This window comes from Cupriavidus sp. SS-3 (genome assembly GCF_035818815.1).
In the GTDB taxonomy this organism is placed as follows: domain Bacteria; phylum Pseudomonadota; class Gammaproteobacteria; order Burkholderiales; family Burkholderiaceae; genus Cupriavidus; species Cupriavidus taiwanensis_C.
In genome coordinates this window covers 41,692-55,433 of sequence record NZ_JAYLVT010000003.1, presented here as the reverse complement: position 1 = coordinate 55,433, position 13,742 = coordinate 41,692, and the positions used below count along the sequence as shown (strand labels likewise).

Here is a 13,742-nt window from a genome sequence, read left to right as displayed (position 1 = left end):
CGCAACCCTGCCCCCGACTTACCGATCGCACCGATCGCCCGGACGCCCATGGAACCGAAACCGCAAACCGGCCCCCGACGCACCAGGGACCGCATCCTCGACGTCTCGCTGCGCCTGTTCAACGAAGTCGGCGAGCCCAACGTCACCACCACCACGATCGCGGAAGCGATGGAGATCAGCCCCGGCAATCTCTACTACCACTTCCGCAACAAGGACGACATCATCAACTCGATCTTCGTGCGCTTCGAGCAGGAGATGGAGCGCCGCCTGAAGATGCCGGACGACCACAAGGCCACGCTCGACGAAAGCTGGGGCTACCTGCAGTACATGTCCGAGTTCCTGTGGAACTACCGCTTCCTGTACCGCGACATCAACGACCTGCTGGCGCGCAACCGGATGCTGGAGACCAACTTCAAGCGCATCGTCGAGCAGAAGCAGCGTTTTGCGCACGAGATCTGCCGCCAGTTCATCGAGGACGGCGAGATGGAAGCCACGCCCGATCAGGTCGAGGCCATCTGCACCAACATGGTGGTGGTCGCCACCTACTGGCTGTCGTTCCAGTTCGTGCAGCATCCGCGCCAGTACAACGACCCCGAGCAGATCCGCGGCTACCTGCACGGCTCGAGCTACCACATCTTCTCGATCCTGGCCCCGTATCTGCGCGGCCGGGCACGGGAGGCATTCGACCAGCTGGCGCGCGACTACGCGGCAGCCAAGGCCGCCGCCGGCGCGGCAAAGGAAGCCAAGTGAAATCCGTCTGCGTGTATTGCGGGTCCAGCCCCGGCAACCGTCTCGAATACGCCGAGGGCGCGCGCCTGCTCGGCCGCACCCTGGCCGAAGGCGGCCTGACGCTGGTGTACGGCGGCGGCAAGGTGGGCCTGATGGGCATCGTCGCCGATGCCGTGCTGGAACATGGCGGCAGGGCCGTCGGCATCATCCCGGAAGCGCTGATGCAGAAGGAAGTCGGCCACCGCGGCCTGACCGAGCTGCACGTGGTGCGCAACATGCACGAACGCAAGCAGATGATGGCCGACCGCGCCGATGCCTTTGTCGCCATGCCCGGCGGCGTGGGCACCTTCGAGGAACTGTTCGAAACCTTCACCTGGCTGCAGCTGGGCTACCACGCCAAGCCGGTGGGCCTGCTGAACCTGGCCGGGTTCTACGACGGCATGCTGGGCTTCCTGTCGCACGCGGTGCGCGAAGGCTTCCTGAAGCAGGTACACGCCGACCTGCTGCACGTCGGCGACACGCCCGCGGGCCTGCTGGCGCAACTGGCCGCCGCGCCGCGCGTGCGCGTCGACAAGTGGCAGGAGGCGCGCGACAAGACCTGAGTGCGCCCCGCCGGGCCGGGCCTCCCGGCCCGGCTCAGAACGACGAGCCCGGCTGCTGCAGGAACGCCTGTTCCTCGGCCGTGAGAGGCCGGCCCAGTAACGCGTTGCGATGCGGGAAGCGGCCAAAGCGCGCGATGATCGCGCGATGCTTGTCGGCCCATTCCACCACGTCGACCGCGCCACCGCTGGCATCGCGCAGCTGCGTCATCAGCCGCACCGCCTCGTCCTGGTCTTCCAGCGCCTCGGAATGCTCGAACGGCATGTAGCAGAACATGCGGTGATAGTCGGTGGGCAGCGCGCGGTCCATGCCGGAGGCGACGATGCGCCGGGCCAGTGCCAGCGCCAGCGCATCGGTGCCGAAGCTGCGCGGATCGTTGCGGAACATGTTGCGTGGGAACTGGTCCAGCAGCACCACGCGCGCGCACGCGCCCTCGGGCGTCACCGACCAGTCGTCAGGCGCCCCGTCGCAGGCGACCTGCCAGTCGGACAGGAAGTTTGCGCGAATCTGCGCGTCGAACGCATCCGACTTGGTGAACCATTGCGGCCGCGCGGTATTCCAGGCGGCCGAGCCGGGGCGGTCGAACCAGAAATCCAGCACACGCAGGGCGTCTTCAGGCAGTTGGGCTGTCATCGGCAGGGGAAACCTCTCGGTGTAGAAACGGGAGCCTCGGCGCCCTAGCGCGCCACGTTGCGCATCCAGTCGGCAGTCTGGAAGAAGGCCTGCATCAGGCGCAGCTGCAGGTCTTCGGACAGGCCGATGTCCTGCATCGCCAGCGCCATGCAGCGCATCCACTGGTCGCGCTCGCTGACGCCGATCTCGAACGGCATATGCCGCGCGCGCAGGCGCGGATGGCCGAAGCGCTCGATAAAGTGGTTGGGGCCGCCCAGCCAGCCGCACAGGAACCAGAACAGCTTGTCGCGCGAGCCGTCGAGCGACGGCGGGTGCAGCGCGCGCAGCCCCGCGAACTGCGGCTCCAGGTCCATCAGGTCGTAGAAGCGGTCGACCAGTTCGCGCACGCGCGCCTCGCCGCCCACCAGTTCAAAGGCAGTGACCTCGGCATTGCCGGGCTTGTCGTCGGATTCAGTACTCATCACACACTCGGTCTGCGGCGGCAGCGGCACGCGGGCTCAGGCATCGCGCAAGGTCGCCAGCGCAGGCTGGCGCAGCACTTCGCGCAAGCCCAGCCAGCCGCCGGCAAAAGCGCACAGCATGCCAGAAACCACGCCGACCGGCACGATCCACGCATTGAAGCGGTAAGGGAAGTCGAACACGAACTGCGACAGCCCCCAGCCCACCGCGATCGCGCCGAGGCTGGCCAGCAGGCCGGCGAGGCCGCCCACCACCAGGAACTCGGCATATTGCGTCTGCCGCACCAGCGCCGCGGAAGCACCCAGCGCCTTGAGCAGGCCCGCGTCGCGCATGCGCTCGTCGCGCGCGCCGGACAACGCCGCGTACAGCACCGTCACGCCGGCGGCCAGCGTGAACACGAACAGGAACTCCACCGCCGCGATCACCTGGTCCAGGATGTCCTGGATCTGGCGCAGGATCATGTCGGTGTTGACCACGGTGATATTGGGAAAGGCGGCGATCAGCCGGTTGCCCAGCGCGGCGCTCGCGGGCGGCAGGTGGAACGAGGTGATGTAGGTCTCGGGCATGCCCTGCATCGCCCGCGGCGGCAGGATCACGAAGAAATTGACCCGCATCGAGCCCCAGTCGAGCTTGCGCAGCGAGGTCACGCGCGCCTGCACGGGCTGCCCGGCCACGTCGAAGCGCAGCGTGTCGCCCAGCCGGATCCCCAGGGTCTTGGCGATGCCCTCTTCCACCGATGCGCCCGCCTCCGCACCGTCGGACCCGTTCGACCAGCGGCCGGCGATGACGCGGTTGCCCTCCGGCAGCGCATCGGTATAGGACAGGTTGAATTCGCGCTCGACCAGGTTGCGCGCGCGCCCGTCCTCGAAGCTGTCGCCGCGGATGGTGCGCTCGCCGATATGGGTCAGGCGCCCGCGTACCATCGGATAAAGCAGGTCGGTGATGCCGGCGCCGGCCAGCATCTGGCGCAGCGGCTCGCGCTGGTCCGGCTGGATATTGATGATGAAGCGGTTGGGCGCGTCGGCCGGCGTGGCCTGGCGCCACGAATCGACCAGGTCGTTGCGGGTCATGCCGAGCAGCAGCAGCGCCATCAGCCCGACCGCCAGCGCCACGGTCTGCAGCACCGTGACCGCGCGGCGGCGCTCCAGCACCGCCAGCGCGAAGCGCCATCCCACCGCCGCGCGCCCGCGCAGGCGGCCCCGCAGCAGCCGCGACAGCAGCGTCAGCAGGCCCAGCGCCAGCACGCCGAACACCACGCCCGCGGCGACAAAGCCGCCGGCGGTGGTCAGCCCCAGCCGCAGGTCGCGCGCCGCCACCAGCAGCAGCGCGACAAAGGCGCCCAGCCCCAGCGCATAGGCCACCCAGGCCGACACCGGCGGCAGCCCGATATCGCGCCGCAGCACCCGCAGCGGCGCCACCCGCGTCAGCGCCAGCAGCGGCGGCAGCGCAAACCCGGCCAGCAGCACCAGGCCCGCCAGCACGCCCACCAGCGCAGGCAGCAGCGACGGCTGCGGCAGCGACACCTTGAGCAGCCCGCCCAGCGACAGCAGCAGCCCATAGTGCGCCAGGTAGCCGAGCAGCACGCCGGCCAGCGCGCCGGCCGCGCCGACCAGCAGGAATTCCAGTCCGAAGGCCCGCAGGATCTGCCCGCGCGACAGCCCCAGGCACTTGTAGACCGCGCAGGCATCGGTGTGGCGCTGCATATAGCGGCGCGCCGACATGGCAATCGCCACCGCCGCGATCATCGACGACAGCACCGCCACCAGCGACAGGAAGCGCTCGGCGCGGTCCAGCGTGGCGCGCATCTGGGGCTGGCCGGATTCCAGCGACTCGACCCGCGTGTTGCGCAGCTTGCGGCGTTCGATCTCGTCCTGCGCCCATTTCTGGAAGGCCGCGCCGGCGGCGTCGGGACCGGCCACCAGCAGCCGGTAGGTCACGCGGCTGCCCCAGCCGATCAGCCCGGTGCTGTCCAGGTCCGCCAGCGGCATCAGCACGCGCGGCGCGAAGTTCATGAAGCCAGTGCCGCGGTCGAGTTCCTGCGTGATGATGCGGTCGATGCGGAAGCTGCGGCTGCCCAGCTGCAACGTGTCGCCCACGGCAACCCCCAGGGCGCCCAGCAGCGCCTCGTCGACCCATACGGTGCCCGGCGCGGGAATGCCTTCGGCGGGCGCATCCGGCGCCCCCGCCGCGCTGGCCACCTTGAGCTTGCCGCGCAGCGGGTAACCGTCGCTCACTGCCTTGAGCGCGGCCAGCTGGCTGGGGGCGTCGCCGCCGGCCGGCGCCTTGCCGTTGGCGGTAGCCATGCTCGGGAAAGTGACGGTCTGGGCCACGGCCAGCCCCGCCGCTTGCGCACGCCGCGCGAAGGCGGCATCGAAGGGCTGGTCGGCGACCAGCAGCACGTCGGACGCGATCATCTGGCGCGCGTCGCGCTCCAGGCCCAGCCGCATGCGGTCGGCCATGAAGCCCACGCTGGTCAGCGCGGCCACGGCCAGCACCAGCGCAAACAGCAGCAGGTAGAGCTCGCCCGCCAGCCAGTCGCGCCGGGCCATGCGCAGCGCCTGGCGCCAGGCGGAAAATTTGCCGCCGGTGGCGGCGTGCAGTCCGGCGGGTTGGGCCGCAGTGGCCGGGACGTCGATGGCGGACTCGGAGGGCATCGGTTGGTTGGTTCTTGGTTGCTGGCGCCGGTGCGCCTCGGGTCAGTCGGGCAATGCAAAAAAGCTGGCAGGAACGGCCGCGCCGCTAGCGCGGCGCGTCATGCCGGGCTCCGCCGCGCAGGCTGGCATGAAGGCGGCGCACCCCGCGCCACAACTTCGGCAGCAGCCACACCGAGCCCAGCAGGAACACCGCCAGCAGGACCAGGAACAGCACCGGCACGAAGAAGGCCAGCAGCAGGCTGCCGGTGGCGGTCAGGTCCTCAGTGAATGAGGCCGTCCAGTTGGAAAACGGTTCCGGCGACACGTTGATCAGCGCGCGCGTGCCGGCCTTGACGGCATGCGCGGTGCCGGCCAGCGTGCCGCCGACCAGGCCCGCCGCCACCACCCATTGCGGATCCAGCTGGCCGAACGCGGCGGCGGCCAGGATCGCCCCGGCGGGAATGCGGATGAAGGTATGGATGCCGTCCCAGACGGTGTCGAAGGCCGGCACCTTGTCGGCGACGAACTCGGCCACGGCCAGCACCGCGGCCACGCCGATCACCCACCAGGACTCCAGCGGCTGCAGCCCCGGCGGCAGTTCCAGCCAGCCCAGCCGCGCCAGCACCCCGGCGGCCAGCACGGCCAGATACAGGCGAAATCCGCTGGCCCAGGACATGCCCGCGGCCAGCGCGGCGGTTTCCAGCATGGCGCTCCTTGCAAGGGTCCGGCGCGGGCCGGCGCAGAGACCGGCGCGCCCTGGCAGGGAGTGTAATACGGACCGGCCCGACCGGTCCGGGATCGGCCCGGCCCTGGCTCAGCTGCCTTCCTTGCCGTCCGGGCCAAACCACGGCAGCGCCTCCTGCGGGGTCAGGATCCCCGCCGGCTCGGCCATGGTATAGCCGGGCAGCGCCTCGATGCGCCGGGCAAAGACCGGATCGGCCAGCAAGGCCAGCAGCGCGGCCATCCAGGCGGCGGTCTGGTCGTTCTTGCGCAGCGCCAGGTAATAGGCCTCGCGCGTCAGCGGCACGAACGCCAGACCGTGGGCCTCGGCGTTCATGCGCAGCCCGAAACCCGCCTGGGCGCGGCCGCTGTGCACCGCTTCCGCCACTTTTTCATTGCTGAACTCGGTCTCGTCGTAGCCGTTGACCAGATCGGGATACAGGCCCTCGGCCGCCAGCAGCTGGTCGAACAGCATGCGCGTGCCCGAGCTGCGCTGCCGGTTGACGAAACGCGCCTGGCTGCGCGCCAGGCCGCGCAGGTCGTGCACCTCGCGCGCCAGCTCGGGCGCCAGGATCAGGCCCTGCTCGCGCCACGCCAGCCGCAGCAGCCGCACGGCGCCGGGCCGCAGCCACTTGCGCAGGGTCACATGCGCCACCGAGCCCGCGGTCTGCACCGGCGAAACATAGAACCCGGCCAGCTCCGACTGGCGCTCCTGCAGGCAGATCAGCCCTTCCACGCTGCCGCAGAACACCGTGTCGAGCTGCAGCGGACTGCCGGCAGTGCCCAGCGCAGCGGCCAGCACTTCCACCGCCGGGTCATGGCTGCCGGTGAAATGTAGGCACGACTGCGGCTGCTGGGCGTCGTCCAGGTCGGCGATGAACTCCGCCATGGCGCGCTGCACCGCCGGCTCGATCGACTCGCGCAGGCGCAGCTCGGCGCGCAGCAGGCGCTCGCCGAAGCGCGTCAGCGAGGCGCCGCGCCCGCGCTCCATATCCAGCATGCTGCGGCCGAGCATCTCTTCCCACGACCGCATCACGCCCCAGGCGTGGCGGTACGACAGCCCGATCTCGCGCGCGGCACGGTGCAGCGATCCGGTTTCGCGCACCGCCTTGAGCAGCTGGAACACCTTGGCATTGGCGCGCGGATTGTCGTCGGAGGCGATCACCGGAAACAGGTCGAAGCGGAAGGTCATAGGTTCCCCGCTACATATTTACTTGTCGATCTCGGCTGGACCACAATGAATACCCCATTCTTATGTTGTTTTGCCGAATTCTCCCTGAGATCCGAAGGCAAAATCAATTATGTCTGCAAGAACATAATAACGAGGAGTCGCCGATGCCCCGCCGTGCCCAATCCTTGCGCCACCGCGCGCGCCACGTTGCCGTGCCGCTGCTGTGCCTCGGCCTGCTGTCGGCCGCGCAGGCCGGCGAGATCAAGCTCGCCACCACCACCAGCACCGAGAACTCTGGTCTGCTGAAGCACCTGCTGCCGCGTTTCGAGCAGAAATCAGGCGTCACGGTGAAAGTCATCGCCGTCGGCTCCGGCAAGGCCATGAAGATGGGCGAGATGGGCGATGTCGACGTGCTGCTGGTGCACGCGCGCAAGATGGAGGATGCCTTCGTCGCCGCCGGCTACGGCGTCAACCGGCGCGATGTCATGTACAACGATTTCATCGTGGTCGGGCCGGCCAGCGACCCGGCTGGGGTCAAGGGCGGCAAGGACGTGCTGGCCGGCTTCCGCAAGCTTGCCGCCAGCGGCAGCAAGTTCATCTCGCGCGGCGACAATTCCGGCACCGACGTGATGGAAAAGGGCTACTGGAAGCAGCTGGGCATCGAGCCCAAGGGCCAGCCGTGGTACGTCAACGCCGGCCTGGGCATGGGCGAGGTCCTGACCATGGCCGCGCAGATGCCGGCCTATACGCTGTCGGACCGCGCCACCTATGGCGCCTACCGCGCCAAGACCGGGCTTGCGATCGCCATCGAGGGCGATCCGAAGATGTTCAACCCGTACGGGATCATCGCGGTCAACCCGGCCAGGCATCCGGACACCAATTACAAGGATGCGATGAAGCTGGTGGAGTGGATCACGTCACGTGAAGGACAGGACGCGATTGCGGGGTACAAGGTAGGTGGGGAGCAGCTGTTTTTTCCAAACAACAGTACGAAGTAGCACCCAGCGTGAGGCTTGCCTCAGGACCTCACCTCACTCCAGCAACCATCCAGATCAACTTTCTTACAGCGTTATCTGGTCGCCATACGATCTTCGCGGACTACATTTCGGTCTGCAGCCAACTCATCGCCAGTCTCTGAGCGTTGCTACCAGAAACTGCTTCTACCTGCCTCCGACAGAGCGCCATTCTTCACCAGAGAAGACTCACGGATTCTGGCTATTGCCACAATGCGCAGCAATTTTCTGATTTGCCCATCAAATTTCAGAAACAAGCATCAAATATCGAATAACTAATAAACCTTGATGCAAGCATTGAATCATTCCAGCTCATTTCCTACCATCCTTTAGGCAAAGGCTGGATCTCCCTTTTTCCAACTCGATCCCTTTTGCAGACTTTCGGGGCAAAAAGTAGCGGTAGACATTTTTTATCTACCTTACATCGGGATTCTCACAGGAATTTTCCCAAAGAAGCTTCCCATCAAACGCCACGAATTTGATTGCCAACTTAAAGAGGTTTATCTAAAGGAGCTATCATGCAAGATATGGATATCGACACCATCATCCAATCATCTGTCGAGGAAGCCACGGATCAGGATATTGACAAGGCCGCGCGAGAAATCGAACGCCAGATTCAAGGCCGTTCTTGGAATATGAATCAACCCCTCAACATGATTGCGTACGAAGATCAAAGCTGACATCGGCAGAAGCGGCGCCCCACGGGGGCGCCGTCACTTCCCCCAAAAGGAGTGGATCATGCTTTTGCAATTTGGAATTCAGTCTCAAATCAGCAACTTGGTGACCCTGATCGGCGCCCAAGATCTGTCCACCGCTCGCTCCCTAACCTCCATTGGCGACATCCAAAGTGCCTATCGCAGTTTCATCGAGCATGTACAAAATCGGCGTCCAAGCGGGTCGCCTGGTGCTACTAGGATCATCACAAGCGCGAGAGAAGCGAATCAATTTCGCTCCGTGTTCACAAATGACTCCTTACTAAATGACAAAAAACAATCAGAAGTCATCAGAACGTGTCGGGATGCGCAAGCAACAGAGAAGCGGGCCCTGCTCAAGCGTGCACTAAAAGAGCTCGCTCTGCACTCCAATGAACACCGACTTCTGTTCGACACCGTTATCACCGACATATTTATTCTCCCGTCGGAAATCGCGAGAGCAGGCTCAACGTCCAGCGCATTGGGTGTGATATGGGCAAATCCGAAACTTCAATATAGCCTGCATGATGTCATTGAGATGCTCGTGCACGAACTCACACATCACGAGATGTTCTTGGACGAATTGCGTCATGCACACTATGACTACAAGACCATGCTCGACAAGCGAACGTGGGCTCAATCGGCGATTCTTCATGTCTCACGCCCGCTTGATAAGGTTTTGCATAGTGCAGTGGTTGCAACCGAAATATTGCTGCTGCGGGAGCAGATTCTTGGTCATCCCATTCGTCCGGCAATTCACCCGCCGACGCCGATGCTAATGAGATATGTGGGTGAATCCCTGGCTTCAATGGATGCCGTGCTTCAGAGCAAATCGGCGAGCAGCGGGATCTTTCTAGATCGCGCCTTTGAAATCCTCGAAAGCGTAAAGCGAAGCTATGCCGCGCTTATACATAACCCTTGGACCGCAACGCTGCATTAGATTGACTCGCAGGAGATAAACGCCAATGAGGAAAATAGGAGTCAGCCGCATGACTGACCTCGAATCGCGCCAGTGGAAAGACCTCTTCCTCCTTTCGGCGGCAGGTTGGACACTTATCCTTATCTTGGTCCACCAGGGAATCATTGCTGCGTCATCGTATTTTCTGACTCGCTTGATCGAAGCATTCCAAGCAGGGGCAGACTATCGGTCCTACCTATTCCAATATCTTCTGTCCATGGTGCTTCCTTATTTTCCCGGCTGTGTATCCTATCTCGCCTTGCAAGCCTGGATAAATCAAGCTCATCGTAGATTCTCAGCTCGCCTGCCGGAGACCATTTTTGAACATACAGGCAAGCACAGCGACAATGCACTCCGAGAAGCCACCGAGGCCGCCTATTCGAGGAATTCATTCGCGGTATTGAAGGACTATCTGACGTTTTTGCATCAGTTCGCCACCCTGTTCTTGAACAGCGCGCTTAGCATCGTCGTGTTGGCGCTCCTGCTGCCGGCGAATCTCGTGGAGGGGTATACGATCAGTGTACTTGCATCGATCACGCTGATCCTATTGCTACGTCCGAGCGTTCATTCATTATCAACAAGAACTGAAACTGCCCTGATTTCCTATGGCGAAGCACTCTGTCAGGTCTGGGATAACTCTGTTCTGGGAAATAGATATAACTTTGATCTATGGAGCGATTATCGAGAACAACTTTCGGAGAAGTACTATCGAGAGTCAAACAAGCTGCAGTGCTTGAAGCAAGCTGGAAATCTGGCACTAGCTCTAATCTCTCTGGTGCCGACCACCTATCTCATCGTCGCTGCCGTTCAAAGCAACTCAGCCGAGCCAATTTTGATCGCCGCAATTGTGGTCAATTTAACGCGGATTTTCCATATCCTCAACTCTCTAAGCGGTCTAGTCAATCAAATTTTGGATTTTTCAGCGATGAATGCGCGTATACGGGTAATGATGAGCCCAGAGCTGAGATTTGGTGGCCCTTCTCATTTCCCCACGAAGCCTCGCGGAGATATTTATTTCAACGGCACACTAATATACGAATACAAGTCGGTGGTGGAAATAGTGCGAAGCTGCAATCATGGGCGTTTTACGATACAGGGCGCCAATGGGGCTGGAAAATCTACGTTGCTGCAGATCCTCAAGCAAGCCTTGTCTGGCGATGCTATTTTTGTCCCGAGCCAAAACGGCAAGCTGCACTGGCGCGCCACCGGGATTGAGAAATCAACGGGCGAACGGGCAGTCGAGCATTTGCTAGAGATTTCCAAGTATCCCGAGGCAAAGTATCTCCTTCTTGATGAATGGGATGCGAATCTCGACGCATCAAACACCAACGCAATACATGACATCTTGGAGTCCCTTAGCCAGCACAAAGTAATAGTCGAAATCAGACATTAGGAGCTAACTATGGAAGAGTCATATTTAGTGGAAGCCATCCTGGGCTCAGAAGAGCTGTTACGAAGCTACCGGAACAGAAGTTTCTGGAAAGGCCAAGTTGATCCTAGGAAGTTGCAGTCCATCTTTTCTTGGCATCGTCTCAACGAATTGCTCGCTACTCATAGAATCACCAATGATCGTTTGCGTCTTTCTCTAGCGGATGACTACCAGACCGCAAATATGCTAGCTTTTCGGCCAGGCCGAGACCAGTTCGGACGCCCGACAGATGTCCTATCCATCAGCGCGCTACATCGACTTATGGGGCTCGGAGTTACTGGCGTTTTGGAGGCGACCCAGGAACTGATTCCTCCACTCGAAGTACTGACATCCGAGATTAGTACAAGGCTCCACGCGCGCTCTTCGGCTAACGCCTTTTTTTCGTTCGGCTCGTCCTCTGGTTTTGGACCACACAACGATGACCATGACGTGATCGTTGTTCAATTCTGCGGTCAAAAGCAATGGGAGTTCTTCCGTACGTCCGCATCTCCTAAGAAGGCTAAAGTGGGTGACTTAGCTGCTCCTGGAACTGCAGACAAGGGCGACCGCATAGTGATACAAGAGGGCGACGTATTGTTTGTGCCGAAGGGAACCTGGCACGACGTAGCGGCACTTAACACGCCAAGCCTTCACATCACCATCAGTATCGTTTTTCCAACGATATCCGATCTCGTCAGTTGGCTATTGATGCAACGCCGCTACAGCATTCCTTTTCAGGATATTCGCAGTGACGATGATCCGGATAATGTCGCCAATCTCTGCGCCGATTTCCTTCACACGGAAATAAAAAGTGACATCGTACCAACCTTCCTAAGTGAATACTACTCACGATATTCCGCACACAGAATTAATCCCGCATTTCCTCATCTTAATCGGGTGACACCTGGAGATTCCTTCATCCGTCTCCCATACACGTTCATACCAGTTCACGACGATGAACGAACTGCAACACGCGTGATCTCGGCCTTAGGCCGCAAACATTGCATTAGCGAACTGGAGCACGAAATATTAAAGCACCTCTCTCACAAAGCCCCTAGCACGCTGAAAGACATTCAATCATTCGATCCGAAACACCGACCTGACACAGTGGGGACCATCAAGGCAATCGAGGGGTTATTGGATAAAGGGCTAATTTCGAAAATGTGAGCAACTGTTATATATACGCACCAGATATAACATGCGTGACTTTTCAATACGCTCTGCCATCGTCGCCTCTTCGCTCTAAAATGAAGCCCCCCCCTTTCTCCCTCGTCCCGGGCAGGCACACCATCGCGTGAATACGAATGTTCCGCAGAGTCTCGCGATGTCTACAGAGAAAATCCAGAATAGGTTCGAGTTGACGCCAATGGCGCACCGAACCTCGTACGGTTGAAAGGACGAAGTGTCGCTCACCCATTTGAAACTCAACCAGCCACGCCTTCTCTGGCAGACGATACACATCCACGTCAATCGAAGCAGGCAACATGCCTGCCAGATGCCGGATTTCCTGTATCGTAACCAAAGTCGCCTGATTTACTCCGTGCTGCGCTCTCCGCATTTAACGCTCTCCGCGTCGAGAATACAGGGGCGCGTAGCATAATTTACGACCCAATCCCTACTGCGGCAATTTCGGTTTTCCAAGCATCACATGAACTTTTTCAGCTCCTATGACCTGAAAGGAGGAGCATCAGTCGATTTGGCGAAGATCACCCGCCGCCCGCCTCGGCCTCCAGCCGCGGCAATTGCGGCAGATCCGCCGCCACCTCCGCAATCATCCGCCGGATCCACATCACATCCGGCGCCGCATGGCAGCGCTCGTGCCAGAGCTGGTAGAAGCGCATGCGCGGGAACGACACCGGGGACGGCACCATGCGGATCGGCAGGTACTGCGCGTAGTGCGCGGCAAACTGCCGGCCGGTGGTGAAGACCATGTCAGTCTTCATCAGCACATAGGGCACCAGCCCGAAGTACGGCAGCGTGACCTGGATATTGCGCTTGTAGCCCTGCTCGGCGAGCGCCTGGTCGATCATGCTGCGCTGCATCGACGCGTAGGGCGCCGGCGCCAGGTGGGGCATCTCCAGGTAGTGCTTGAGCGTCAGCCCCTTGCGCGCCAGCGGGTGCTGCGCGCCCAGCATGCAGACCACCTCGTCGTCGAACAGCGGCGAGATATGCAGGTGTTCCGGCGGCGACAGCCAGTTGCCGACCACGATATCCAGCTGTCCCTGCTCGAGGTCGTCGAGGAAGTCCGACGACGATGTCATCGGGTGCACGAACAGCTTGGCGCCCGGCGCCAGCCGGCGCACGCGCTCGACGATATTGGGCAGGAAGAAGGCGTCCAGGTAGTCGGGCGCGCCCAGGTGGAAGGTGCGCGTGGTGGTGGCCGGGTCGAACTGCTGCGGCGGCCGTGCGATGCGGTCCATCGCCGCCAGGCTCTGCTCGGCCAGCGCCAGCAGCTCGCGGCCGCGCTCGGTCGGCACCATGCCGTTTTTGCCCCGCACCAAAATGGCGTCGCCGGTGATCTCGCGCAGGCGCTTCAGGGTATTGCTGATGGCGGGCTGCGACTGGCCCAGACGCACGGCGGTGCGGGTCACGCTCTGCTCGGTGAGCAGGGTGTGGAGCACCCGCAGCAAATAAGTATCGAGATGATCGCGTCCGTGCATGGCGATGGCGGCCCGCCGGCGGAGCCGGATGGGTGGCGTGGGGGATGGGAACGGCGCATAGTGTAT

At 62.2% G+C, this 13,742-nt stretch carries 13 protein-coding genes; 7 read left to right on the top strand and 6 right to left on the bottom strand.

Annotated elements, in window-relative coordinates:
- The first annotated feature begins 48 nt into the window (after window positions 1-48).
- Together U9J39_RS06145 and U9J39_RS06140 are read left to right on the top strand one after the other, a co-directional pair.
- On the top strand, window positions 49-750 hold the full coding sequence (locus U9J39_RS06145; RefSeq protein ID WP_115708753.1) for a TetR/AcrR family transcriptional regulator: 702 nt from the start codon (window positions 49-51) through the stop codon (window positions 748-750).
- Entirely contained in the window at window positions 747-1,331 is a 585-nt protein-coding gene (locus tag U9J39_RS06140) for a TIGR00730 family Rossman fold protein (protein WP_116312319.1), read from the top strand. The genes U9J39_RS06145 and U9J39_RS06140 overlap by 4 nt, the downstream gene beginning before the upstream one ends.
- A 34-nt stretch (window positions 1,332-1,365) precedes the next feature.
- Here U9J39_RS06140 and U9J39_RS06135 read toward each other — a convergent pair whose 3' ends face one another.
- The 5 genes from U9J39_RS06135 to U9J39_RS06115 all read right to left on the bottom strand — a co-directional run bounded on the left by U9J39_RS06135 (window position 1,366) and on the right by U9J39_RS06115 (window position 6,966).
- Entirely contained in the window at window positions 1,366-1,962 is a 597-nt protein-coding gene (locus tag U9J39_RS06135) for a DUF924 family protein (RefSeq protein WP_115708749.1), read from the bottom strand.
- A 44-nt stretch (window positions 1,963-2,006) separates the two neighbouring features.
- A complete protein-coding gene (locus tag U9J39_RS06130; protein ID WP_115679806.1) occupies window positions 2,007-2,423 on the bottom strand; it encodes a group II truncated hemoglobin in 417 nt (138 codons plus the stop codon).
- A gap of 36 nt (window positions 2,424-2,459) precedes the next feature.
- A complete protein-coding gene (locus tag U9J39_RS06125; protein ID WP_326346759.1) occupies window positions 2,460-5,075 on the bottom strand; it encodes an ABC transporter permease in 2,616 nt (871 codons plus the stop codon).
- Window positions 5,076-5,160: 85 nt separating this feature from the next.
- Entirely contained in the window at window positions 5,161-5,760 is a 600-nt protein-coding gene (locus tag U9J39_RS06120; RefSeq protein ID WP_115708746.1) for a DUF4126 domain-containing protein, read from the bottom strand.
- A gap of 108 nt (window positions 5,761-5,868) precedes the next feature.
- Entirely contained in the window at window positions 5,869-6,966 is a 1,098-nt protein-coding gene (locus U9J39_RS06115) for a substrate-binding domain-containing protein (RefSeq protein WP_326346758.1), read from the bottom strand.
- Window positions 6,967-7,109: 143 nt separating this feature from the next.
- Here U9J39_RS06115 and U9J39_RS06110 point away from each other — a divergent pair, with 143 nt between their 5' ends.
- The 5 genes from U9J39_RS06110 (at window position 7,110) to U9J39_RS06090 (ending at window position 12,183) form a co-directional block, all read left to right on the top strand.
- Window positions 7,110-7,943, top strand: coding sequence for a substrate-binding domain-containing protein (locus U9J39_RS06110; RefSeq protein WP_326346757.1), 834 nt, complete (start codon window positions 7,110-7,112; stop codon window positions 7,941-7,943).
- A gap of 533 nt (window positions 7,944-8,476) precedes the next feature.
- Window positions 8,477-8,638, top strand: coding sequence for a hypothetical protein (locus U9J39_RS06105; protein ID WP_172581725.1), 162 nt, complete (start codon window positions 8,477-8,479; stop codon window positions 8,636-8,638).
- Window positions 8,639-8,696: 58 nt separating this feature from the next.
- The gene (locus tag U9J39_RS06100; protein ID WP_147299311.1) at window positions 8,697-9,590 is read left to right on the top strand and encodes an aKG-HExxH-type peptide beta-hydroxylase; all 894 of its coding nucleotides are present in this window, start codon (window positions 8,697-8,699) and stop codon (window positions 9,588-9,590) included.
- 49 nt (window positions 9,591-9,639) lie between these two features.
- A complete protein-coding gene (locus tag U9J39_RS06095; RefSeq protein WP_326346756.1) occupies window positions 9,640-11,001 on the top strand; it encodes an ABC transporter ATP-binding protein in 1,362 nt (453 codons plus the stop codon).
- A gap of 9 nt (window positions 11,002-11,010) precedes the next feature.
- On the top strand, window positions 11,011-12,183 hold the full coding sequence (locus U9J39_RS06090; RefSeq protein ID WP_326346755.1) for a JmjC domain-containing protein: 1,173 nt from the start codon (window positions 11,011-11,013) through the stop codon (window positions 12,181-12,183).
- A gap of 539 nt (window positions 12,184-12,722) precedes the next feature.
- On the opposite strand, the gene U9J39_RS06085 is transcribed toward U9J39_RS06090, so the two are convergent.
- Entirely contained in the window at window positions 12,723-13,676 is a 954-nt protein-coding gene (locus tag U9J39_RS06085) for a LysR substrate-binding domain-containing protein (RefSeq protein WP_115708736.1), read from the bottom strand.
- Window positions 13,677-13,742 lie beyond the last annotated feature (66 nt).

Coding starts and splice junctions, on each gene's coding strand:
- U9J39_RS06120 (WP_115708746.1), bottom strand. CDS start 5,760: ATGCTGGAAACCGCCGCGCTGGCCGCGGGCATGTCCTGGGCCAGCGGA.
- U9J39_RS06095 (WP_326346756.1), top strand. CDS start 9,640: ATGACTGACCTCGAATCGCGCCAGTGGAAAGACCTCTTCCTCCTTTCG.
- U9J39_RS06130 (WP_115679806.1), bottom strand. CDS start 2,423: ATGAGTACTGAATCCGACGACAAGCCCGGCAATGCCGAGGTCACTGCC.
- U9J39_RS06115 (WP_326346758.1), bottom strand. CDS start 6,966: ATGACCTTCCGCTTCGACCTGTTTCCGGTGATCGCCTCCGACGACAAT.
- U9J39_RS06085 (WP_115708736.1), bottom strand. CDS start 13,676: ATGCACGGACGCGATCATCTCGATACTTATTTGCTGCGGGTGCTCCAC.
- U9J39_RS06090 (WP_326346755.1), top strand. CDS start 11,011: ATGGAAGAGTCATATTTAGTGGAAGCCATCCTGGGCTCAGAAGAGCTG.
- U9J39_RS06145 (WP_115708753.1), top strand. CDS start 49: ATGGAACCGAAACCGCAAACCGGCCCCCGACGCACCAGGGACCGCATC.
- U9J39_RS06100 (WP_147299311.1), top strand. CDS start 8,697: ATGCTTTTGCAATTTGGAATTCAGTCTCAAATCAGCAACTTGGTGACC.
- U9J39_RS06125 (WP_326346759.1), bottom strand. CDS start 5,075: ATGCCCTCCGAGTCCGCCATCGACGTCCCGGCCACTGCGGCCCAACCC.
- U9J39_RS06105 (WP_172581725.1), top strand. CDS start 8,477: ATGCAAGATATGGATATCGACACCATCATCCAATCATCTGTCGAGGAA.
- U9J39_RS06135 (WP_115708749.1), bottom strand. CDS start 1,962: ATGACAGCCCAACTGCCTGAAGACGCCCTGCGTGTGCTGGATTTCTGG.
- U9J39_RS06110 (WP_326346757.1), top strand. CDS start 7,110: ATGCCCCGCCGTGCCCAATCCTTGCGCCACCGCGCGCGCCACGTTGCC.